Source organism: Pseudomonas tumuqii (genome assembly GCF_013184545.1).
Classification (GTDB): domain Bacteria; phylum Pseudomonadota; class Gammaproteobacteria; order Pseudomonadales; family Pseudomonadaceae; genus Aquipseudomonas; species Aquipseudomonas tumuqii.
Genome location: NZ_JAAOJA010000010.1, coordinates 111,072 through 131,907, shown reverse-complemented (window position 1 = coordinate 131,907; position 20,836 = coordinate 111,072). Strand labels below are relative to the sequence as shown.

Below are 20,836 nucleotides of genomic sequence, written 5' to 3'. Positions count from 1 at the left end.
GCGCGGCGCAAAGCTGGCGGGTTGTCGCTACGCTCCGAAGCCGCCCTACCTCCGAGCCGATCGCCGCCCGGGCCGCCCTACGCTCCGGGCGCAATACTGCACGTGCGCCTTGTCGCCACTGCCTGGAGGCGGCCTCGCGCCGGAGCTCGATGACTTCACAACCTTTGAGCCGCGAGTGAACCCACGGCGGCTCGAGGTGTCTGTCAGCTGGAGGGCTCTAAGGATGGCATAACGGACTATGCGTCCCGCCCTGGGAAACCTGGACGTTTTCTCTGCGCGCGCGCCCTGTCGTGCCGCGGCAATCCCATGCCCGCCTTCAGGCTGCGCAGGCGCCCCGAGTTGGTTGTTGCGCCCTGGTTCATCGGTTCGGCCATCGGGCTTTTATTCCTTCCTTTTCATGTGAAGATCACCATGTCCCTATCTCGTTATCTGTCTGCACTTCTTCCCCAACTCTCCTGGCTCCAGCGCCGCGCCCTTGGCGTCAGCTTGCTCGCCGTTTTCTGCAGCGTCGATGTGCAGGCCGCCGAGAATGAGCGCTGGGTCAGCGACAGCCTGAATACCTATGTGCGCAGTGGCCCGACAGACGGCTATCGGATCGTCGGCACCCTCCAGTCCGGGCAGAAGGTCGAGCTGCTCGGCGTCAAGGGCGAGTACAGCCAGATCCGCGGCGAGTCCGCTGACGCCGTCTGGATTCCCAGCAAGGATCTGCAGGAGGTGCCCGGCCAGGCCGAGCGCTTGCCGCAACTGGAGCAGCAGGTGGCCGAGCTCAGCGCCCAGCTCAAGACCATCGACGACAACTGGAAGGCCCGGGTGCAGGGCATGCAGGAGACGCTGGACTCGCGCAAGGCGCTGATCGAAGAGCTGGAGGCCAGCCGCAAGGCCCTCGACGCCGAACTGAGCAACAGCCAGTCCGAACTGCGCACCGCCCAGGCGCGCCTGGGCGATGAGAACAATCAGCTGCTTATGCGCTACCTGGTCTACGGTGGCGGTATTGCCGGCGTCGGCCTGCTGATCGGGCTGATCCTGCCGGCCCTGACCCGGGGGCGCAAACGCAACGACCGCTGGTTCTGAGTTTTTCGCTGCTGCCGAGCGCTCGGCCTGGCCCGGATAAGCCCTTTCCAGTTTCCCTCAAGTCTTGCGGGCTCTCCTGCCAGCGCCGCGGCAACGGCGTCAGGGCTCTGCGGGTATGGGCCGCCACATCCGCTTCGCTCAGATGCTGCGGCTGGTACTGGCCGGCGATATAGGCGGCCTGATCGCTGAAGTGGGCGTCGAAGGACACGTCGCTCTGGCCGAGCGGATTGCTGCCCAGGGCCTGGTCGGCGTCGGCGAGGTTGGTCAGTCGCCAGGCTCAGTCGGCCACTGGCAGAAGCAGCCCACCGCCATGGTGTTGCTGGCGCTGACCGGGCGCCCGGCGCTCAGGGCCTCGAGGATCGGCTCGATGAAACTGTTGCTCGAGTTGCAGGTGAGGCCTTCGCTGTAGGGGCCGAAATAGGCCAGTTGGCCCTGCTGGTCCCAGATAGCCACCGCCGGACTGGCCGGTATGCCGGCGCTGCCGGGGAGCGGGGCGAGGGTCTGCATGGCGCTCAGGGTGGCCGGTAGTCGACCCTGGCTGCCAGGCTTCTGCACGGCATGGAAGCTCACGCCCAGGGGGCCGAAGTGTTCGATCAGTTCGGCCAGGTGTTGCTGGTTGCCGATGTTGCACGGGCAGGCCGGATCCCAGAAATGCACCAGGCGAATCGGCCCGGGGCCGGCCAGTTCGGCGGGCAGGCGCAGTTCGGCGCCGGCGAACAGCGCGGTCTGCTGGTCGAATGGGCGCACATAGCGCGCCTCGAACCACCAGAAGGCGGCGAGCAGGGCGGCTATCCAGAGCAGCGCGATGAGGCTGACGAGCAGGGACTTGCGGCTGGGGCGGGCCATGGCACGATCGGTCGATGAAAGGACGCATAGCTTGCCATGACCTGCCGGGCAGCAGAATATCTTTAACCGGCCGTGTGGTTGCCTATGCCCCGCGGGAAGTCCGCCTGATTTGATGGAAAGCTTTATGCCAGAACGTTTTCAGCCCGCCGACCTGGTCGCCAATCTGCGACCCTTGGCCGCAGCGACGACAGTCCTGCCGCATGAGCAGGCCTACCGACGTTTCTACGGTTTCGCGCAGTTGCCGACCGAGGGCAGTCTGCTTGGCTATTTTCAGGTCGGCGCTTACCGGATTGCCGCCCAGGTCTGGTGGCCGCAGGAGCCGCGCGCCACCTTGCTGTTGCTGCATGGCTATTACGATCACAGCGGCCTGTATCGCCATGTGGTCGAGTGGGCGCTCGGCATGGGCTTTGTCGTGCTGGCGGTCGACTTGCCGGGGCACGGCCTGTCCAGCGGCGCGCGGGCCAGCATTGACGACTTCGCCGAGTATCAGCTGGTGCTGCAGGGCGCGCTGGAGCAGGCCGCCGCCCTCGACTTGCCGCAGCCCTGGCACCTGTGTGGGCAAAGTACCGGCGGCGCGATCCTGATCGACTACCTGTTGACCGGCGAACCCGCGCCCGAGGTGGGCGAGGCGATTCTGCTGGCGCCGCTGGTGCGCCCGCGGGCCTGGGCCTGGTCGCAGTTGAGCTATCGCCTGTTGAAGCCCTTTATTAGCGAAATTCCCCGCCGCTTCAGCGACAACTCGAGCGACCCCGAGTTTATCGACTTCGTCCACAACCGCGATCCGTTGCAGGCGCGCAGCCTGCCGACCGCCTGGGTCGGCGCCTTGAGCCAGTGGGTGCCTCGGATCGAGGGGGCGCCCCGCAGCATGCGCAGCCCGTTGATCATCCAGGGCGAAGCGGACATGACCGTGGACTGGCCGCATAACCTGGGCATCCTGCAGGACAAGTTCGCCGCGCCGGAGATTTTGCGCCTGGCCGAGGCGCGCCATCACCTGGCCAACGAATCGCCGGCCCTGCGTCAGCGCTATTTCGATTTTCTCCGCGAGCGCCTGGCCTGATCGGCCGCCGCGCGCGATCCCGTCAGATCCCCTGCGGTGCGGGCGCCAGGTTGGCGCTGCTCTGGCCGACCGCCAGGCCGGCACGGATTGCCGCCAGGGCGGCCTGGTAGTAAGCCTGACCTTCTGCCGATTGGGCGAAGCTGACGAATTCTTCCAGCTCCGGATCGGACAGCTCGCGGTAGACGTGCAGCAGGGTGTTGTCCAGATCCGCGCCGATCTGTTCCATCAGGCGCTGGCGCTGGGAGTTGAGCAAACCCTGTGTGCTATCGCCGCCGAACAGGCCGGGGAGCATCTGGCTGAGGCTGTCGGCCGCGACCCCGGCCAGGGCCAGGCTAACTTCGGCACCGGCCTCCTTGGCCGGCAGCGCCTGGGCCAGGTGGCGGATCAGCAGGCGCCGGGTGGCGCTGGCCTCGATGCGCGGCAAGCCGTCGGCATACAGGGCCAACTGGTCGCGGCGGGTGGAGAGTTGTTCGGCGGCGACCACCTTGCGCCCCAGCTCCGACTGGAAAAACTGCAGGGCGGGCTGCGGGTCGACGAGATTTTGCCGCAGGCTCTGCTGGGCGCGTTGATCGATCGCCAGCGGGGCAAAGCGCTGGTTGCTGTTGTTCACCAGCGCCTCATACACCGCTGGCGGCAGGCTGCTGCGATAGCGCGCCTGCGCGGCGCTCAGGGCATCGTTGAAATGCGCGCGTTGCTGCGGCCAGCCGGCGGCCTGGTAGAGCTGCACTTGAGCATCTGCCAGGCTGGGGAGGCTGAGGAACAACAGTAAAACTATGGATAGGACGCGCATACAGACTCCTGTCTAGCGGGCAGCTATTTTCGATGGCTTGGCGGCGCTTGTCGAGGCATAGCCTGCAGGCTGATAGAATCGCCGGCATGCCTATTTCAACTGATTCCACACTGTTAGCGCGCATCGTCGACGACCTGGCCGAACAAGGCTGGTCGCTGCAACCTGCGTTCGCGCCCCAATCTTTGACCCTCGAACTGGCCGATGAGTGCCGCACGCGCGCCGCGCAGGGTGATTTAACCCCCGCCAGCATCGGCCGTGGCGCTGGTCAGGAAGTCCGCGAAGGGGTGCGTGGCGACCGTATTCAATGGCTGGATGCCGGCTTGTCGCCGGCTTGCGACCATTATCTGGCGCTGATGGACGGGCTGCGTCAGGCGCTCAATCGTGAGCTCTATCTGGGCCTGGACGACTACGAGTGCCACTTCGCCTGGTATCCGCCCGGCGCCTTCTATCAGAAACATCTCGATCGTTTCCGTGACGACGACCGCCGTGCGGTGTCGGCCGTGTTCTACCTCAACCCGGATTGGCAGCCCGAGCAGGGTGGCGCCTTGCGCCTGTACCTGGCGGACGGGACGACGCGCGATGTGCAGCCGCAGGCCGGCAGCCTGCTGGTGTTCCTTTCCGCCGACATGCCCCATGAAGTGTTGCCGGCCAGCCGCGAGCGCTTGTCGCTGACCGGCTGGTTCCGCCGCCGCGGCGACGGCCCGCTGTAGAGCAAGTGGTGGCTGGCTTGCACCCTTCAAGCCGCGGCCCCAGGAGGATATATGCAGAAGATTCTGGTCAGTCGCTGCTTGCTCGGCCACCGCGTGCGCTATGACGGCGGCGCCCACGGCCCCTTCGATTTGCTCCAGCGCTGGCAGGCCGAGGGCCGGGTGGTCGCGCTCTGCCCGGAAGTCGCCGGCGGCTTGCCGACGCCACGACCGGCGGCGGAAATCCCCTCGGGCCAGGGCGCGCAGGTGCTCGACGGCCGGCTGCAGGTACTGACTATCGATGGCGAGGAGGTCACGGCGGCCTTTGTCGCCGGCGCCGAACAGGCCCTGGCCCTGGTCCGCCAGCACGGCATCCGCCTGGCCCTGCTCAAGGCGCGCAGCCCGTCGTGCGGCAACCGCGAGAACTACGACGGCAGCTTCAGCGGGGTGAAAGTAGCCGGCGAAGGCGTCACCGCCGCCGCCCTGCGCCGTGCCGGGGTGCAGGTGTTCAGTGAAGAGGAGTTGCCTGCCGCGGAGGCGGCGTTACGGACGTTGGAAGCCTAAGCGGGGGCGTGGGAGGGGCTTTAGCCGCGACAGCAGTTGTAAAAAATCGCCGCTAAAGCGCCTCCCACAGGGGGGCGCCATCGCCATGAAAAAGGGAAGCCGCAGCTTCCCTTTTTTGCCTCGCGGCCGTGCTTAGAACAGCACGCGGCTGCGGATGGTGCCGTTGACGTGTTGCAGCTTCTCCAGCGCCAGGTCGGAGTAGTCGGCGTCGACGTCGATCACGACATAGCCGACCTTGTCGTTGGTCTGCAGGAACTGGCCGGAGATGTTGATGCCGTTTTCGGCGAACACCTTGTTGATCTCGCTCATCACGCCCGGCACGTTCTGGTGAATGTGCAGCAGGCGGTGCTTGCCCGGGTGCGCCGGCAGGGCGACTTCGGGGAAGTTGACCGAGGATACCGAGGTGCCGTTGTCGCTGTACTTGACCAGCTTTTCCGCCACTTCCAGGCCGATGTTGGCCTGGGCTTCGGCGGTGGAGCCGCCGATGTGCGGGGTGAGGATCACCCGGTCCAGGCCGCGCAGCGGGCTTTCGAACTCTTCGTCGTTGGACTTCGGTTCGACCGGGAACACGTCGATGGCGGCGCCGATCAGGTGTTCGTCCTTGATCGCGGCGGCCAGGTGCTCCAGCTCGACCACGGTGCCGCGGGCGGCGTTGATCAGGATGCCGCCCTTCTTCATCGCGCGGATTTCCTTCTCGCCGATCATCCACTGGGTCGACGGCAGTTCCGGCACGTGCAGCGAGACGATGTCGCACATGCCCAGCAGGTCATGCAGCTTGGCGATCTGGGTGGCGTTGCCCAGCGGCAGCTTGGTCACGGTGTCGTAGAAGAACACCTGCATGCCGAGGGCTTCGGCGAGGACCGAGAGCTGGGTGCCGATCGAGCCGTAGCCGACGATGCCGAGCTTCTTGCCGCGGATCTCGAAGGAGTTGGCTGCCGATTTGATCCAGCCGCCACGGTGGCAGGAGGCGTTCTTTTCCGGGATGCCGCGCAGTAGCAGGATGGCCTGGGCCAGCACCAGTTCGGCCACCGAGCGGGTGTTCGAGTAAGGCGCGTTGAACACCGCGATACCGCGCTCGCGGGCGGCGTCGAGGTCGACCTGGTTGGTGCCGATGCAGAAGCAGCCGACGGCGACCAGCTTGTTCGCGCAATCGAAGACATCGGCGGTCAGCTGGGTGCGTGAGCGAATGCCAATGAAGTGCGCGTCGGCGATCCTGGTTTTCAGCTCGTCGTCGGACAGTGCGCCCTTGTGGTACTCGATGTTGGTGTAGCCGGCAGCCTTCAGGGTGTCCACGGCATTCTGGTGGACGCCTTCGAGAAGAAGGAACTTGATCTTGCTCTTGTCGAGAGAGGTCTTGCTCATCGGAGTACCTGTTGTCCCACAAATAGTGATCAGGGAAAGGCCAGCTACGTTGCTGACCGGGCCCCCGCAGATCGGCGCGGGAGCACGATTCACGGGGTGCGTATGCTAGCATAAGCGCCCCGCGAAACACCCACCCCTGGCAGATGAAGCGTGCTCAGGGTGACCATGAATCGTTTGAGAGTTCCGTAGATGACCAATCCTGCGCTGATCGAAGAGCTGAAGACCCTGGTTGAGCCCGGCAAGGTGCTCACCGATGCCGATTCCCTCAACGCCTACGGCAAGGATTGGACCAAACATTTCGCCCCGGCCCCTTGCGCCATCGTCTTTCCCAAGAGCATCGAGCAGGTCCAGGCCATCGTCCGCTGGGCCAACCAGCACAAGGTCGCCCTGGTGCCGTCGGGCGGGCGCACCGGGCTGTCGGCCGCTGCCGTTGCGGCCAACGGCGAAGTGGTGGTGGCCTTCGACTATATGAACCAGATTCTCGCGTTCAACGAATTCGACCGCTGCGTGGTCTGTCAGCCGGGTGTGGTGACCAAGCAGTTGCAGCTGTTCGCCGAAGAGCAGGGGCTGTACTACCCGGTCGATTTCGCCTCCAGCGGTTCGAGCCAGCTGGGCGGCAATATCGGCACCAATGCCGGCGGGATCAAGGTGATTCGTTACGGCATGACCCGCAACTGGGTGGCCGGTCTGAAGGTCGTCACCGGCACCGGCGAGCTGCTGGAGCTGAACAAGGACCTGATCAAGAACGCCACCGGCTACGACCTGCGCCAGCTGTTCATCGGCGCCGAAGGCACCCTGGGCTTCGTGGTCGAGGCGACCATGCGCCTCGACCGCGCGCCGCAGAACCTCACCGCCATGGTCCTCGGCGCGGCCGATTTCGATTCGATCATGCCGGTGCTGCACGCCTTCCAGAACAAGCTGGACCTGACCGCCTTCGAGTTCTTCTCCGACAAGGCGCTGGCCAAGGTCATGGCCCGCGGCGACGTGCCGGCACCGTTCGAAACCGACTGCCCGTTCTATGCGCTGCTGGAGTTCGAGGCCAGCAGCGAGCAGGTGGCCGAGGCGGCCCTGGCCACCTTCGAGCATTGCGTCGAACAGGGTTGGGTGCTGGACGGGGTGATGAGCCAGAGCGAACAGCAACTGCAGAACCTGTGGAAGCTGCGCGAATACATCTCCGAGACCATCAGTCACTGGACCCCGTACAAGAACGACATCTCGGTCACGGTATCGAAAGTGCCGGCCTTCCTCCACGACATCGACGCCATCGTCGGTGAACACTACCCGGACTTCGAGATCGTCTGGTTCGGCCACATCGGCGACGGCAACCTGCACCTGAATATCCTCAAGCCTTCGAGCCTGTCCAAGGACGAGTTCTTTGCCAAGTGCGCCACGGTCAACAAGTGGGTGTTCGAGACCGTGCAGAAGTACAACGGCTCGATCAGCGCCGAACACGGCGTCGGCATGACCAAGCGCGATTACCTGCATTACAGCCGCTCCGAGGCGGAGATCGGCTACATGAAGGCGATCAAGGCGGTGTTCGATCCTAACGGCATCATGAACCCCGGCAAGATCTTCCCGCTCTGATTGGTACGCGAATCATCTGTATTGCCTGTAGGAGCCAGCTTGCTGGCGATCCGCAGTATCGAGAAGCCGGATCGGGCCACTGATCGCCAGCAAGCTGGCTCCTACCAAGAGCAGCGTTTTAAGAGCAGCGCGCGGCGCATTCCCATAAGGAGTCTGTGATGAGTTACCAGCACCAGTATGTCGACGGCACCCATATCCACTTCCCCATGGGCAAGGTGGTGTGCATCGGCCGCAACTACGCCGAACACGCCAAGGAACTGAACAACCCGGTACCGAGCGAGCCGCTGCTGTTCATCAAGGCCGGCAGCTGTGTGGTGGCGCTGGACGAGGGGTTTGCGATTCCCGACGAGCGCGGTGCGGTGCATTACGAGGCGGAGATCGCCGTGCTGATCGGCAAGCCATTGTCGCGCACGCCCAATGCCGAAGAAGTGCTGGACGCGATTTCCGGCTTCGCTCCGGCCCTCGACCTGACCCTGCGCGACCTGCAGGCCAAGCTCAAGGACAAGGGCTACCCCTGGGAAATCGCCAAGTCCTTCGATGGCGCCTGCGTGCTGGCGCCCTTCGTGCCGGGCGATGCGGTGGAGGACCTGAGTGATATCGGCATTCGCCTGACGATCAACGGCGAAGTGCGTCAGGACGGCAACAGCCGCGACATGCTCAACCCGATCCTGCCGATGATCCAGCACATCGCCGGGCACTTCAGCCTGCAGCCGGGCGACGTGATCCTCACCGGTACGCCGGTCGGGGTCGGGCCGTTGCACAAGGGCGATGAGCTGGTGCTGGAACTGGTCGGCCACTCGTGTTTCGCCAGCCGCGTGCTGTAACCGGCCAGTCGTGTACGGGGCGCCTGGAGACGCTCTCTGTGGGTAATCGAACCTTAAGCTTTGGCCGCTAGTCTGATGGCCATGGTTTTCTCGAGTCGTGCCGATGCCTGCCCAGTTCCTTCGTTTCATGCGCCCGCGCCGGTTGCTGCTGCTGTTGCTGGTCGTTGCCACGGTGCTGCTGGTCGACTTTCTGCGCCTGGACGATCGCGCCTGGTTCTGGCTCGAGGAAGGCCGGCGGAGTGTTGCCGAGCAGCAGGCGAGCATCTGGCTGCCGGGCTATCGGGTGGTCGTGCAGGGTCGGTCGTTGACCGGCCTGGAGCGGGACGAAACCTCAGGGCTGACCTACAGCCCCGCTAGCGACACCCTGTTCACCGTGACCGGCAAGCACCCGCAACTGGTCGAGTTGTCGCTGGCCGGTGAGGTGCTGCGGCGTATCCCGCTCAGCGGCTTTTCCGATCCCGAGGGCGTCGAGGTCATCTCCGGCGGACGCCTGGCGATCATCGACGAGCGCCGGCGCAGCTTGACGGCGTTCAGTATCGACGCCGACACGCAGAGCCTGGATGCCGGCGATTATCCATCGTTCGACCTGGGCTTTGCCGATTCCGGCAACAAGGGCTTCGAGGGGATTGCCTGGGACTCGCGCAATCAGCGGTTGCTGCTCGGCAAGGAGCGCGGTCCGCTGGGGCTGTTCAGCTTGCCGTTTCCCGGCGAGGACGGCGCCGCCGGGACGCTGCAGGCGTTGCCCTCGAAGCGCGCGTTCGTGCGCGATATTTCTTCGTTGAGTTTCGATGCGCGCACCGGTCACTCCCTGGTGCTTTCCGACGAGTCGCGTCTGCTCCTGGAGCTGGATGAGCAGGGGCAGCCGGTCAGCTTCATCAGCCTGATTGGCGGTCTCAACGGTCTGCACCAGAGCATCAAGCAGGCCGAAGGCGTGACTATGGATGCGGCGGGCAATATCTACATCGTCGGCGAACCCAACCTGCTCTATGTGTTCAGCAAGGACGTGCCGGTGGAGCTGCCCACGCAGGTCGATTAAGCGTCCCGACATCCTCGAACAACCCACAATCTGCAGGCTGTCACTCGCCGCAGGCCGTACACCGTGGATCATCGGCGCCGGGTACATCCGGCAGGCTGTCGCGGCGAACGGATCGGCGCATTGCCAGCCGGCCGAGCGGCGAGGGCAAGCGTGGGGTGTGCCGGTTAAGTTTGGCTTAAGCTCGGATTAAGCCTGGGTTCAGCCGTGCTCGCTAATCTGACCGGGTCATTTACCGATTAGCGAGATCCACCATGAAGCGTTGCACACTTGTTCTGCTGCTTGCCCCACTGTTCACTGCCGCTGCCTTGGCCGAAGGTTATACCGGCCCCGGCGCCATCACCCAGGTCAGCACGGTGGCTGCTGCACTGGACGCCGCCGACGATACTCCGGTTGTCCTGCAGGGCCAGATCGTCAAGCGTCTGCAAGACGAACTCTACGAGTTCAAGGATGCCACCGGCACCATCCAGGTTGAGATCGACAATGAGGATTGGCCGGCGCAGGCTGTTTCCGAAAAGGCCATGGTCAAACTGACCGGCGAGGTCGATCGTGATCTGACCAGCCGCGAAATCGATGTCGATATGGTCGAACTGAGTAACTGAAAACCAGCCGCGATGTGCGGCTGACCCACACCACCACGCCAGCCCGAGGCTTCTGCTTCGGACTGGCGTGGTTGTGCGTTGAGCAATCTGTGAGTGAAAAAGCGATGCACCCTATGCTTACCCGCAAACGTCTGGCCCTGGGGCTGTTGCTGGCAGTGCTGCTGGTGCTGGGTTGGCTGGCCCAGGACTACCGTCTGTTCGAGCGTGCCTGGTTCAACGCGCAGCAATGGCGACAGGTGGCGCAATGGCAGGATGACTCGATCTGGCTGACGGATTACCGGGTGGCGATCGAGGCGCAACCGATCGTCGGCCTGGACGACGATGTCTCGGCGCTGACCTACGACCCGGATCGGCGCAGTCTGTTTACCGTCACCAACCAGAATCCGGAATTGATCGAACTGTCGCTCGACGGTCGCGTCCTGCGCCGAGTCAAGCTGATCGGTTTTGGCGATGCCGAGGCGGTCGAATACATCAGTCGCGGCCTCTATGTGATCAGCGACGAGCGTCGCCAGCGCCTGATCAAGGTGCGCCTGGACGAGGACACCCGCGAGGTCGACGCGACCAGTGCCCAGCAACTGTCGCTGGGCATCGAGCTGAGCGACAACAAGGGCTTCGAGGGCTTGGCTTACGACTCGGTCGGCCAGCGCCTGTTCGTCGCCAAGGAGCGCGATCCGCTGCGCATCTACGAGATTCATGGCTTTCCGCACAGCGATCCGGGTCAGCCGTTTGCCGTGCATGTGGTGGATGACCTGGCGCGCGATGCCGGGCTGTTCGTGCGCGACCTGTCCAGTTTGCAGTACGACCAGCGCACCGGGCATCTGCTGGCCTTGTCCGATGAGTCGCGCCTGGTGCTGGAACTGAATGTCGCCGGCAAGCCGATCAGCAGCCTGTCGCTGTTGGCCGGGCAGCAGGGACTCAAGGCCACGGTGCCGCAGGCGGAAGGGGTGGCCATGGACAACGATGGCAACCTGTACCTGATCAGCGAGCCGAATCTGTTCTATCTGTTCAAGAAAAAGGCCGAGTGATTACCCGGCCTTCGCCTGCCGGGACGTCAGCTTTCGTCGTGCAGGGTCGCCGCCGGCGCATTTTTCTTCACCGACTCGACGCCGTTCTGGCAGCTGGCTTCGCTGGCATATAGCTGGCTCTGGCCGACCACCTGGCCATTGGTGGCCTTGAGCACGAAGTGAAACTTGCCGCCGGCGGCAGGTTTGACCTCGAAGGCACCCTCGCGCTGCGCGTTTTTCTGCACCGACTCGATGCCGTTGAGGGCCGAGGGTTTGCTCTTGTACAGCTCGCTGGTGAGAATGATCTCGCCGTTGCCGGCGAGCAGGTTGAAGTGAAACTGACCGTCCTTGGCTGTCTTCAGGTGAAATTTGCTGGCCATGCTGAGCTCCTGAACCTGGGGGATACCCCAGCAAGCCTAGCTCCGATTGCGTATCCGGCCAGCGCTCAGCGGGTAAGGGTTTTCACCCCGTCGGCGGTGCCGAGCAGCAGCAGGTCCGCCGGGCGTGCGGCGAACAGGCCATTGGTGACCACGCCGACGATATTGTTGATCTGCGCTTCCAGTTCGCGCGGGTTGACTATCGACAGGTTGTAGACGTCGAGGATCTGGTTGCCGTTGTCGGTGGTCACGCCCTCGCGGTATACCGGGTCGCCACCGAGCCTGACCAGTTCGCGGGCGACATGGCTGCGCGCCATCGGAATCACTTCCACCGGCAGCGGGTAGCTGCCGAGCACCGGCACCAGCTTGCTGGCGTCGGCGATGCAGATGAAGGTCTTGGCCACGGCGGCGACAATCTTCTCGCGGGTCAGGGCGGCGCCGCCGCCCTTGATCAGGTTGAGGTGCTCGTCGCTTTCATCGGCGCCATCGACATAGAACTCCAGGTCGCTGACGGTATTCAGCTCATAAACCGGAATACCGTGGCCCTTGAGGCGCGCGGCAGTGGCTTCGGAGCTGGCCACGGCGCCGTCGAACTCGGCCTTGTGCTGGGCCAGGGCATCGATAAAACAGTTGGCCGTGGAGCCGGTGCCGACCCCGACGACGCTCTTGGCGTCGAGCTTGGGGAGGATGAAGTCGACGGCAGCCTGAGCGACTGCTTGCTTGAGTTGATCCTGGTTCATCGCGGTCTCTGCGCCTGGTGGAATCGGAGGGCGTGAATTATAGCCGCATGTGGCTGAAATCCTCGCCCCCTGCACGACCACTACGAGGCCACGCGGTACGGATTGCGCGGATCGTGCTGCCAGTCGAGGAACGGCTTGCCGGTGTCCTGCGCCACCATCTCGATGCAATCCTGCACCGGGCAGGTGATCTGGCACAGGTTGCAGCCCACGCATTCGGCGTCGATCACCTCGTACTTATGCGTGCCGTCGGCCTGGGCGAGGCTGGCGATGGCCTGGTGCGCAGTGTCTTCGCAGGCGATGTGGCAGCGCCCGCAGCCGATGCAGGCGTCCTGGTCGATCCGGGCGATCACCTGGTAGTTGATGTCCAGGTACTTCCAGTCGGTGGTGTTGCCCACTGCCTTGCCGGAGAAGTCGGCCAGGCTGGCGTAGCCCTGGCTGTCCATCCAGCGCGACAGGCCGTCCTGCATCTGCTCGACGATGCGGAAACCATGCAGCATGGCCGCAGTGCACACCTGCACCGCGCCGCAACCCAGGGCGACGAACTCCGCCGCATCGCGCCAGCTGCCGATGCCGCCGATGCCGCAGATCGGCAGGCCGCGGGTCTCGGGGTCGCGGGCGATCTCGGCGACCATGTTCAGGGCGATCGGTTTGACCGCCGAGCCGCAGTAGCCGCCGTGGGTGCTCTGGCTGCCGACGATCGGGTTGGCGACCATGCGCTCAAGGTCGACGCTGGTGATCGAGTTGATGGTGTTGATCAGCGACACCGCATCGGCGCCGCCGCGATAGGCGGCGCGGGCGGCGGTGCGGATGTCGGTGATGTTGGGGGTGAGCTTGACGATCACCGGCAGCGCGCAGTAGCTCTTGCACCAGCGGGTGACCCGCTCGACGTACTCCGGCACCTGGCCGACCGCCGCGCCCATGCCGCGCTCGGGCATGCCGTGGGGGCAGCCGAAGTTCAGCTCGATGCCGTCGCAGCCGGTAGCTTCCACCAGTGGCAGTATGGCTTTCCAGGATTCCTCGATGCAGGGCACCATCAAGGAGACGATCAGCGCGCGGTCCGGCCAGGCCTTCTTCACCTGGGTGATCTCGCGCAGGTTGATCTCCAGGGAGCGGTCGGTGATCAGCTCGATATTGTTGAAGCCGAGCACCTCGCGGTTGGCGCCGAAGTGCGCCGAGTAGCGCGACGACACGTTGACCGCCGCCGGGTCCTCGCCGAGGGTCTTCCAGACCACGCCGCCCCAGCCGGCCTCGAAGGCGCGGATCACGTTGTAGGCCTTGTCGGTGGGCGGTGCGCTGGCCAGCCAGAACGGGTTGGGTGCCTTGATGCCGGCGAATTCGATGGATAGATCAGCCATTTATGCGGCCTCCGCGTTGCGCATCAGGTGGGTGTGGATGGCCTCGGCGGCCAGCTTGCCGTGCTGCACGGCCTGCACGGTGAGGTCCTGGCCCAGGGCGGTGCAGTCGCCGCCGGCATAGATGCCGGGCACGCTGGTCTGCAGGTTCTGGTCGACCCAGATGCGTTCGCCCTCGCGCTTGAGTTCGCCGGCCAGCGGATCAACCAGGGCTTGGCCGTCGAAGGCCTGGCCGATGGCGCTGAAGATGGCGTCGGCGGCCAGCTCGAAGCTCTCCCCGGTGCTCTGCAGGCGGCCGCTGTCCAGGCGGGTGCGGGCGAAGCGCATGCCGCGCACCTGACCCTGATCGTTCAGCAGTACCTCTTGCGGCTGGGCCCAGGTCAGCAGGCGCACCTGGTTGGCCTTGGCGATATCCTGCTCGTGGCCGGTAGCGCCCATCTCCGCGAAGCCACGGCGGTAGACCAGGTTGACGTCGCGGGCGCCGAGCTTGCTCATCTGCACCGCCATGTCGATGGCGGTATTGCCGGCGCCGAGGACGGTGCAGCGCTCGGCCAGCGGCAGCTGGCTCAGGTCGTCGCTCTGGCGCAGTTCGCGGATGTAGTCGGTGGCGGCGAGCAGGCCCGGCGCGTCTTCGCCGGCCAGGCCGAGGCGCTTGCTGGCGGCCAGACCGATGCCGAGGAACAGCGCGTCGAACTGCTGGTGCAGTTCACTCAGGCTGAGGTCGTCGCCCAGCCGGTGGCCGTGGCGGATCTCGATGCCGCCGATCTGCAGGAGGAAGTCCAGCTCGCGCTGGGCGAAGTCCTCCACCAGCTTGTACTTGGCGATGCCGTACTCGTTGAGGCCGCCGGCCTTCTCGCGGGCCTCGAACACCACCACCTCATGGCCGTGCAGGGCCAGGCGATGGGCGCAGGACAAACCCGCCGGGCCGGCACCGATCACGGCGATGCGCTTGCCGCTGGCCGGGGCGCGCTGGAACGGGTGTTCGCTGAACTGCGCGTGGTCGAGGGCATGGCGCTGCAGCAGGCCGATCAGCACCGGCGCGCATTCCTGCGCGTTGTTACGCACGCAGGCCTGCTGGCAGAGGATTTCGGTGGGGCAGACGCGGGCGCAGCTGCCGCCGAGGATATTCGCCGAGAGGATGGTCTGCGCCGCGCCCTGGACATTCTCCTGCTGGATGCTGCGGATAAACGCGGGAATGTCGATCTCGCTGGGGCAGGCGTTGACGCAGGGCGCGTCGTAGCAATACAGGCAGCGCGCGCTTTCCAGGGCGGCCTGGCGGGCAGTGAGAGGCGGGGCCAGATCGCCGAAGCGATCGGCCAGTTCGGCCGCGCCGGCAGGCGGTCGCGGCAAATGGCTGAGGGTGTCTATCACGGTAATTGCCTCACGGTCTTGTGGCGGATGGCCTCTGACGGGCGTTGTTTTCATGGTGAGCGCTGCGCGCTCGATCGCGAGCAAGCTCGCTCCTACAGTGGCTGCGCAGGTCTTTGTAGGAGCGAGCTTGCTCGCGATAAGGGCCGCAGGCCCTGAGGTTCAGCGCTTGACCGGCCGCGGCCGATTCAGCTCGGCGCGCTTGCTCAGCAGGTCGAACACCGCCGGGTAGGCCGGGCGCTCGACGTAGCGGCCGGCACCGCGCTCGGCGCGCAGCTCGCCGTCGGCCCAGACCAGCTTGCCCTGGCTGATGGTGTGGCTGGGCACGCCGCGCACGGTCTTGCCCTCGAAGATGTTGAAGTCGACCTGCTGGTGGTGGGTCTTGGCCGAGATGGTCCGGCTGCCCTGCGGATCCCAGAGCACCAGGTCGGCATCGGCGCCGACGCGCAGCGCGCCCTTGCGCGGGAACAGGTTGAAGATCTTCGCGGCGTTGGTGCTGGTCAGGGCGACGAAATCGTGGATCGACAGCTTGCCGCTGTTGACCCCCTCGTCCCAGAGCACGGCCATGCGGTCTTCGATGCCGGCGGTGCCATTGGGGATCTTGCTGAAGTCGTCGCGGCCGGCGGCTTTCTGGTCGGCGCAGAAGCAGCAGTGGTCGGTGGCGGTGGTGTGCAGGTTGCCCGATTGCAGGCCGCGCCACAGTGCCTCCTGATGGCCGCGCGGGCGGAACGGCGGGCTCATCACGTAGCCGGCGGCGGTCTGCCAGTCCGGGTGGCGGTAGACGCTGTCGTCGAGCAGCAGGTGGCCGGCCAGGACTTCGCCGTACACCGGCTGGCCCTTGGCCCGGGCGTAGCTGATCTCGTCCAGGGCTTCCCGGGTCGAGACGTGCACCAGATACAGCGGCGTGCCCAGGGTCTCGGCGATGCGTATGGCGCGGCTGGCGGCCTCGCCCTCGACCTGCGCCGGCCGCGACAGCGGGTGCGCCTCCGGCCCGGTCATGCCCTGGGCCAGCAGCTTGTTCTGCAGGTGGTAGACCAGCTCGCCATTCTCCGCGTGCACGGTAGGCACCGCGCCCAGCTGCAGGCAGCGCTCGAAGCTGGCCACCAGGGTGTCGTCGGCGGCCATGATGGCGTTCTTGTAGGCCATGAAGTGCTTGAAACTGTTGACCCCATGCTTGCCCACCAGCTCGCCCATCTCGGCGGCGACCTGCTCGCTCCACCAGGTGATGGCGACATGGAAGCCGTAGTCGGACGCGGACTTCTCCGCCCAGCCGCGCCAGCAGTGGAAGGCTTCGAGCAGCGACTGCTGCGGGGTGGGGATGACGAAGTCGATGATCGAGGTGGTGCCGCCGGCCAGGCCCGCGGCGGTGCCGCTGAAGAAGTCCTCGCTGGCCACCGTGCCCATGAACGGCAGTTGCATGTGGGTGTGCGGGTCGATGCCGCCGGGCATCAGGTACTGGCCGCTGCCGTCGAGCACCTGGCAGCCGGCCGGGGCGTCGAGGTTGGCGCCGATGGCCTGGATCAGGCCGTCGGCGCAGAGCAGGTCGGCGCGGTAGCTTTCCTCATGGGTGACCAGGGTGGCGCCACGGATCAACAGCGACATAGCGAGTTCCTCTCAGGCTGACCGGTGCGTGCCGGTTCTTGGTGTTATGGCGAGCCAGGCGGGAGCGTTTAAATTCCTGTCATGGCTGACAGGAATTGAATCTAGTCGCTGTTTTTGGATTGATCAAGATTATTTTTCGATCAATTTTGTACTAATTAAATTATTGATATTAAACGAAAAAATACACAAATAAACAAAATGGTGCGTGCCTCGATCTTTTTGACGCACTTGACAAGAAGCCAATATGGTCAAGATTTCCTATGGAAAATCAGCCGGTTGAGTGGCGCCTGTGAACCGCGTCAGGCGCTGGAAAAAAGCTTGCCTGCACCAGTTTGAATCCTGACTATGCAGACAGGCTGGTCTGGTCAATCATCGACAAGCCGGCGAGACCGCCGCAGGAGCTTGCTCCCTGTTATAAAACTGTTGAATATCAGCTGGTTGGCTTGTGTTGATGCGGTTTTCGAGTGGCGCGCGCAGTTTTCGGCATGCTTATTGAGTGTCGCCGCTACCGGGTTGGCCGGCCCCGAGATGCACCCATACTCCGGCCATCGGCTCACCCCCGATGAGCGAACAAGCAGAACAATTCCTGGAGAGGCTCCATGCAGCAGAGCAGATCGCAAGTGACCGAGCGCGATGGTTTGTACGAACTGGCCGCTGGCCCCGACGTACTCGACAGCCCGCGCTACAACCACGACATCGCCCCGACCAAGGTGCACGAGCGCACCTGGAACAAGTGGCACATCACTGCGCTCTGGGTCGGCATGTCGATCTGCGTGCCCACCTACACCCTCGGTGGCGTATTGACCGCCTACTTCGGTCTGTCGGTGGGCGAGGCGCTGCTGGCGATCCTGCTGGCCAATATCGTGGTGCTGGTGCCGCTGACCCTGAACGCCTTCCCCGGCACCAAGTACGGTATTCCCTTCCCGGTGCTGTTGCGCTCGTCGTTCGGCGTGATCGGCTCCAACGTGCCCTGCCTGATTCGCGCGGTGGTGGCGTGCGGCTGGTTCGGCATCCAGACCATGTTCGGCGGCCTGGCCATCCACCTGCTGCTCGGCTCGATCTTCGAGGGCTGGAAGAGCCTGGGCGGCACCGGCGAGGTGATCGGTTTCATGATCTTCTGGACCCTCAACCTGTGGATCGTGCTGCGCGGCGCCGAGTCGATCAAGTGGCTGGAAACCCTCTCCGCGCCATTGCTGGTGCTGGTCGGTGTCGGTCTGCTGGTGTGGGCGTTGCCCAACGTGTCGATGAGCGAGTTGCTGGCGCAGCCACCTAGCCGTCCCGAGGGCGCCAGCGTCACCGGCTACTTTCTCGCCGGTCTGACCGCCATGGTCGGCTTCTGGGCCACCCTGTCGCTGAACATCCCCGACTTCAGTCGCTACGCCAAGAGCCAGAAGGACCAGATCCTCGGCCAGATCCTCGGCCTGCCGCTGACCATGTTCCTCTTCGCCGCCCTCGGCGTGGTGCTGACCGCCGCCTCGGCCTCGCTGGTCGGCGAGACCGTGGCCGATCCGGTCAGCCTGATCGGCCATATCCAGAGCCCCGGCTGGGTCGCCCTGGCCATGGCGCTGATCATAGTCGCGACCCTGTCGACCAACACCGCGGCGAATATCGTCTCGCCGACCAACGACTTCCAGAACATCGCGCCCAAGCGGATCGATCGGACCAAGGCGGTGCTGCTCACCGGCCTGATCGGCCTGGCACTGATGGGCCATGAGCTGCTGAAGAAACTCGGCCTGCTGGTCTCCGACCTGAGCCTGGAAAGCGTCTATTCCAACTGGTTGCTGGGTTATTCGAGCCTGCTCGGGCCGATCGCCGGGATCATGGTAGTGGACTACTTCCTGATCAAGAAGCAGCAGCTCGACCTCGCCGGCCTGTACCGCGACGACGTCTACCCGGCCTGGAACTGGATCGGCTTCGTTGCCTTCGCCGTACCGGTGGCATTGACCCTGTTGTCGCTCGGCAGCAACGCCTTCAGCTGGTTCTACGACTATGGCTGGTTCACCGGTTCCTTCCTCGGCGGCCTGCTCTATTTCGCCCTGGGCAGCCTGCGCGGGACGCAAGCGCTGGTGGCCAAGGCGCCGGTGTGAGGCAAAAGCACCGCGAGCAATGACCGCGCGCACCTGTAGGCGCGAGCCTGCTCGCGATGCGATCCAGCAGACGCGCCCCTCTCCCGCGGGCGAGTCACAGATGACAGATCGAGGAGATCGGCATGAACACGGCAGAAAACGTCCTGCAGTCCAGCCAAGCGCATATCGATGGCGAACGCCTGTGGCAGTCGCTGATGGAACTGGCCAAGCTCGGTGCCACCGTCAAGGGCGGGGTCTGTCGTCTGGCCCTGACCGACCTGGATCGCCAGGCCCGCGACCTGTTCGTGCGCTGGTGCGAAGAGGCCGGCTGCACGGTGACGGTCGATGGTGTCGGCAATATCTTCGCCCGCCGGGCCGGGCGCAATCCCGCCTTGCCGCCGGTGATGACCGGTAGCCATATCGACACCCAGCCCACCGGCGGCAAGTTCGACGGCTGCTTCGGCGTGCTGGCCGGCCTGGAGGTGCTGCGCACCCTCAACGACCTGGGCGTGCAGACCGAGGCACCGCTGGAGGTGGTGGTCTGGACCAACGAGGAAGGCTCGCGCTTCGCCCCCTGCATGATGGGCTCCGGGGTGTTCGCCGAGAAATTCACCCTGGAAGAAACCCTGGCCAAGCGCGATGCCGAAGGCATCACGGTCGGCGAGGCATTGAACGCCATCGGCTATGCCGGTAGCCGCGCGGTCACCGGGCATGCGGTGGGCGCCTATTTCGAGGCGCATATCGAGCAGGGGCCGATCCTCGAGGACCAGCGCAAGACCATCGGCGTGGTGCTCGGCGCCCTCGGCCAGAAATGGTTCGACCTCAACCTCCGGGGTGTCGAGGCCCATGCCGGGCCGACCCCGATGCATCTGCGCAAGGACGCCCTGGTCGGCGCCGCCGCGGTGGTCGCCGCGGTCAACCGGGTGGCCCTGGAACATCAACCGCACGCCTGCGGCACGGTCGGCTGCCTGCAGGCCTATCCCGGTTCGCGCAACGTGATCCCCGGCGAGGTGCGCATGACCCTGGACTTCCGCCATCTCGAGCCGGCGCGCCTGGATTCGATGATCAAAGAGGTGCGCGGGGTGATCGAGGCGACCTGTGCCCAGCACGGCCTGAGTTTCGAGCTGACCCCCACCGCCGATTTCCCGCCGCTGTATTTCGATCAGGGTTGCGTCGAGGCGGTACGTGGCGCTGCAGCCGGGTTGGGGCTGTCGCATATGGATATCGTCAGCGGTGCCGGGCATGACGCGATCTTCCTCGCCGAGCTGGGCCCGGCCGGGATGATCTTCGTGCCCTGCGAGGGCGGCATCAGCCACAACGAGATCGAGAACGCCGCGCCGACCGACCTGGCCGCAGGCTGCGCGGTGCTGCTGCGGGCGATGCTCGCGGCTTGCGCGGCGCTGGCCAAGGGAAAACAGGCGGCCTGATTGGCCGGCTTGCCATCCAGGTGCCGCGCTTGAGTCGCCTTGGCGGTGATCATCGCCCACCTGGCCGGCGGCGCCGAGCTGGGCTTGCTCGATCAGTTGGTCATCGCCTTGGTGATCAGTCGCGTGCTCTATTGGCTCTGCGTCCTGGCCGACTGGGCGCCGGTGCGCGCGCTGGTCTGGTTTGTCGGCATCGGCCTGTTCGTGGTCTCGGCTTGAGCCGTTGATCGCTGCGGCAAAACACCACGCTTGGCCCGCTGGCAATGTATGGCGATACTGTCGGCCGTTCCTTAACAGGTCGATGAAAAACTACCTAGGTTGCCCCCTCTTGATAAAAGAGCGGGGCGTTAAAAACAGGCTCGGAATGCTCATTTACAGCTCGTAAACTCGCGTGCGAGCCCAGTCCGCTTCCTCGCCTGTTTTGCCTTGTCTCGGCTGCCTCGCCTACGTTTTTCAACGGCCTGTTAGCCCAAGCTGTTTGTCG

General features: G+C 64.9%; 20 protein-coding genes. 12 read left to right on the top strand and 8 right to left on the bottom strand.

The window, feature by feature from the left end; genetic code table 11:
• Positions 1 to 411 precede the first annotated feature (411 nt).
• Positions 412 to 1,071: a TIGR04211 family SH3 domain-containing protein gene (locus G9C89_RS18150; protein WP_172150626.1), complete on the top strand. Its 660-nt coding sequence runs from the start codon at positions 412 to 414 to the stop codon at positions 1,069 to 1,071.
• Between the two features lie 264 nt (positions 1,072 to 1,335).
• Here G9C89_RS18150 and G9C89_RS18145 read toward each other — a convergent pair whose 3' ends face one another.
• The gene (locus tag G9C89_RS18145; RefSeq protein WP_172150624.1) at positions 1,336 to 1,917 is read right to left on the bottom strand and encodes a DUF6436 domain-containing protein; all 582 of its coding nucleotides are present in this window, start codon (positions 1,915 to 1,917) and stop codon (positions 1,336 to 1,338) included.
• A gap of 124 nt (positions 1,918 to 2,041) precedes the next feature.
• Between G9C89_RS18145 and G9C89_RS18140 the strand changes: the two genes are divergently transcribed.
• A complete protein-coding gene (locus tag G9C89_RS18140) occupies positions 2,042 to 2,974 on the top strand; it encodes an alpha/beta hydrolase (protein ID WP_172150622.1) in 933 nt (310 codons plus the stop codon).
• Between the two features lie 22 nt (positions 2,975 to 2,996).
• On the opposite strand, the gene G9C89_RS18135 is transcribed toward G9C89_RS18140, so the two are convergent.
• On the bottom strand, positions 2,997 to 3,764 hold the full coding sequence (locus G9C89_RS18135) for a hypothetical protein (RefSeq protein WP_172150620.1): 768 nt from the start codon (positions 3,762 to 3,764) through the stop codon (positions 2,997 to 2,999).
• An 86-nt stretch (positions 3,765 to 3,850) separates the two neighbouring features.
• Here G9C89_RS18135 and G9C89_RS18130 point away from each other — a divergent pair, with 86 nt between their 5' ends.
• Positions 3,851 to 4,474 (top strand): 2OG-Fe(II) oxygenase, encoded by a 624-nt coding sequence (locus tag G9C89_RS18130; RefSeq protein WP_172150618.1) that lies wholly within the window; start codon positions 3,851 to 3,853, stop codon positions 4,472 to 4,474.
• Positions 4,475 to 4,525: 51 nt separating this feature from the next.
• Positions 4,526 to 5,014 carry a DUF523 domain-containing protein gene (locus G9C89_RS18125; protein ID WP_172150616.1) on the top strand — a complete coding sequence of 163 codons (489 nt, stop codon included), beginning with the start codon at positions 4,526 to 4,528 and terminating at the stop codon, positions 5,012 to 5,014.
• 132 nt (positions 5,015 to 5,146) lie between these two features.
• On the opposite strand, the gene serA is transcribed toward G9C89_RS18125, so the two are convergent.
• Positions 5,147 to 6,376, bottom strand: a complete 1,230-nt coding sequence (gene serA / locus G9C89_RS18120; protein ID WP_172150614.1) for a phosphoglycerate dehydrogenase — start codon at positions 6,374 to 6,376, stop codon at positions 5,147 to 5,149.
• A gap of 189 nt (positions 6,377 to 6,565) precedes the next feature.
• Between serA and G9C89_RS18115 the strand changes: the two genes are divergently transcribed.
• From G9C89_RS18115 to G9C89_RS18095, 5 genes are all read left to right on the top strand, one after another.
• The gene (locus tag G9C89_RS18115; protein WP_172150612.1) at positions 6,566 to 7,960 is read left to right on the top strand and encodes an FAD-binding oxidoreductase; all 1,395 of its coding nucleotides are present in this window, start codon (positions 6,566 to 6,568) and stop codon (positions 7,958 to 7,960) included.
• Between the two features lie 158 nt (positions 7,961 to 8,118).
• Positions 8,119 to 8,784 (top strand): fumarylacetoacetate hydrolase family protein, encoded by a 666-nt coding sequence (locus G9C89_RS18110; protein ID WP_172150610.1) that lies wholly within the window; start codon positions 8,119 to 8,121, stop codon positions 8,782 to 8,784.
• A gap of 103 nt (positions 8,785 to 8,887) precedes the next feature.
• Positions 8,888 to 9,820 (top strand): SdiA-regulated domain-containing protein, encoded by a 933-nt coding sequence (locus G9C89_RS18105; protein ID WP_172150608.1) that lies wholly within the window; start codon positions 8,888 to 8,890, stop codon positions 9,818 to 9,820.
• A 251-nt stretch (positions 9,821 to 10,071) separates the two neighbouring features.
• Positions 10,072 to 10,419, top strand: a complete 348-nt coding sequence (locus G9C89_RS18100; protein WP_172150606.1) for a NirD/YgiW/YdeI family stress tolerance protein — start codon at positions 10,072 to 10,074, stop codon at positions 10,417 to 10,419.
• 104 nt (positions 10,420 to 10,523) lie between these two features.
• Complete coding sequence (locus G9C89_RS18095) at positions 10,524 to 11,444, top strand: SdiA-regulated domain-containing protein (protein WP_172150604.1); 921 nt, start codon at positions 10,524 to 10,526, stop codon at positions 11,442 to 11,444.
• 26 nt (positions 11,445 to 11,470) lie between these two features.
• On the opposite strand, the gene G9C89_RS18090 is transcribed toward G9C89_RS18095, so the two are convergent.
• The 5 genes from G9C89_RS18090 to hydA form a co-directional block, all read right to left on the bottom strand.
• The gene (locus G9C89_RS18090) at positions 11,471 to 11,803 is read right to left on the bottom strand and encodes a YegP family protein (protein WP_172150602.1); all 333 of its coding nucleotides are present in this window, start codon (positions 11,801 to 11,803) and stop codon (positions 11,471 to 11,473) included.
• Between the two features lie 65 nt (positions 11,804 to 11,868).
• Positions 11,869 to 12,540 carry a ribose-5-phosphate isomerase RpiA gene (rpiA, locus tag G9C89_RS18085; protein WP_172150600.1) on the bottom strand — a complete coding sequence of 224 codons (672 nt, stop codon included), beginning with the start codon at positions 12,538 to 12,540 and terminating at the stop codon, positions 11,869 to 11,871.
• An 80-nt stretch (positions 12,541 to 12,620) separates the two neighbouring features.
• On the bottom strand, positions 12,621 to 13,895 hold the full coding sequence (gene preA / locus G9C89_RS18080; protein WP_172150598.1) for an NAD-dependent dihydropyrimidine dehydrogenase subunit PreA: 1,275 nt from the start codon (positions 13,893 to 13,895) through the stop codon (positions 12,621 to 12,623).
• Entirely contained in the window at positions 13,896 to 15,263 is a 1,368-nt protein-coding gene (locus G9C89_RS18075) for an NAD(P)-dependent oxidoreductase (protein WP_172150795.1), read from the bottom strand.
• A gap of 159 nt (positions 15,264 to 15,422) precedes the next feature.
• Positions 15,423 to 16,862 carry a dihydropyrimidinase gene (gene hydA, locus G9C89_RS18070; RefSeq protein WP_172150596.1) on the bottom strand — a complete coding sequence of 480 codons (1,440 nt, stop codon included), beginning with the start codon at positions 16,860 to 16,862 and terminating at the stop codon, positions 15,423 to 15,425.
• A gap of 599 nt (positions 16,863 to 17,461) precedes the next feature.
• Here hydA and G9C89_RS18065 point away from each other — a divergent pair.
• The 3 genes from G9C89_RS18065 (at position 17,462) to G9C89_RS18055 (ending at position 20,571) form a co-directional block, all read left to right on the top strand.
• Positions 17,462 to 18,949 carry an NCS1 family nucleobase:cation symporter-1 gene (locus G9C89_RS18065; protein WP_172150594.1) on the top strand — a complete coding sequence of 496 codons (1,488 nt, stop codon included), beginning with the start codon at positions 17,462 to 17,464 and terminating at the stop codon, positions 18,947 to 18,949.
• A gap of 122 nt (positions 18,950 to 19,071) precedes the next feature.
• Positions 19,072 to 20,355: a Zn-dependent hydrolase gene (locus G9C89_RS18060; protein WP_172150592.1), complete on the top strand. Its 1,284-nt coding sequence runs from the start codon at positions 19,072 to 19,074 to the stop codon at positions 20,353 to 20,355.
• Positions 20,356 to 20,400: 45 nt separating this feature from the next.
• A complete protein-coding gene (locus tag G9C89_RS18055) occupies positions 20,401 to 20,571 on the top strand; it encodes an MAPEG family protein (protein WP_390623847.1) in 171 nt (56 codons plus the stop codon).
• Positions 20,572 to 20,836 lie beyond the last annotated feature (265 nt).

What these genes read in the sequence shown, in the direction of transcription:
- G9C89_RS18150 (WP_172150626.1), top strand. Translation starts at nt 412, where the DNA reads ATGTCCCTATCTCGTTATCTGTCTGCACTTCTTCCCCAACTCTCCTGG.
- G9C89_RS18145 (WP_172150624.1), bottom strand. Translation starts at nt 1,917, where the DNA reads ATGGCCCGCCCCAGCCGCAAGTCCCTGCTCGTCAGCCTCATCGCGCTG.
- G9C89_RS18140 (WP_172150622.1), top strand. Translation starts at nt 2,042, where the DNA reads ATGCCAGAACGTTTTCAGCCCGCCGACCTGGTCGCCAATCTGCGACCC.
- G9C89_RS18135 (WP_172150620.1), bottom strand. Translation starts at nt 3,764, where the DNA reads ATGCGCGTCCTATCCATAGTTTTACTGTTGTTCCTCAGCCTCCCCAGC.
- G9C89_RS18130 (WP_172150618.1), top strand. Translation starts at nt 3,851, where the DNA reads ATGCCTATTTCAACTGATTCCACACTGTTAGCGCGCATCGTCGACGAC.
- G9C89_RS18125 (WP_172150616.1), top strand. Translation starts at nt 4,526, where the DNA reads ATGCAGAAGATTCTGGTCAGTCGCTGCTTGCTCGGCCACCGCGTGCGC.
- serA (WP_172150614.1), bottom strand. Translation starts at nt 6,376, where the DNA reads ATGAGCAAGACCTCTCTCGACAAGAGCAAGATCAAGTTCCTTCTTCTC.
- G9C89_RS18115 (WP_172150612.1), top strand. Translation starts at nt 6,566, where the DNA reads ATGACCAATCCTGCGCTGATCGAAGAGCTGAAGACCCTGGTTGAGCCC.
- G9C89_RS18110 (WP_172150610.1), top strand. Translation starts at nt 8,119, where the DNA reads ATGAGTTACCAGCACCAGTATGTCGACGGCACCCATATCCACTTCCCC.
- G9C89_RS18105 (WP_172150608.1), top strand. Translation starts at nt 8,888, where the DNA reads ATGCCTGCCCAGTTCCTTCGTTTCATGCGCCCGCGCCGGTTGCTGCTG.
- G9C89_RS18100 (WP_172150606.1), top strand. Translation starts at nt 10,072, where the DNA reads ATGAAGCGTTGCACACTTGTTCTGCTGCTTGCCCCACTGTTCACTGCC.
- G9C89_RS18095 (WP_172150604.1), top strand. Translation starts at nt 10,524, where the DNA reads ATGCACCCTATGCTTACCCGCAAACGTCTGGCCCTGGGGCTGTTGCTG.
- G9C89_RS18090 (WP_172150602.1), bottom strand. Translation starts at nt 11,803, where the DNA reads ATGGCCAGCAAATTTCACCTGAAGACAGCCAAGGACGGTCAGTTTCAC.
- rpiA (WP_172150600.1), bottom strand. Translation starts at nt 12,540, where the DNA reads ATGAACCAGGATCAACTCAAGCAAGCAGTCGCTCAGGCTGCCGTCGAC.
- preA (WP_172150598.1), bottom strand. Translation starts at nt 13,895, where the DNA reads ATGGCTGATCTATCCATCGAATTCGCCGGCATCAAGGCACCCAACCCG.
- hydA (WP_172150596.1), bottom strand. Translation starts at nt 16,862, where the DNA reads ATGTCGCTGTTGATCCGTGGCGCCACCCTGGTCACCCATGAGGAAAGC.
- G9C89_RS18065 (WP_172150594.1), top strand. Translation starts at nt 17,462, where the DNA reads ATGCAGCAGAGCAGATCGCAAGTGACCGAGCGCGATGGTTTGTACGAA.
- G9C89_RS18060 (WP_172150592.1), top strand. Translation starts at nt 19,072, where the DNA reads ATGAACACGGCAGAAAACGTCCTGCAGTCCAGCCAAGCGCATATCGAT.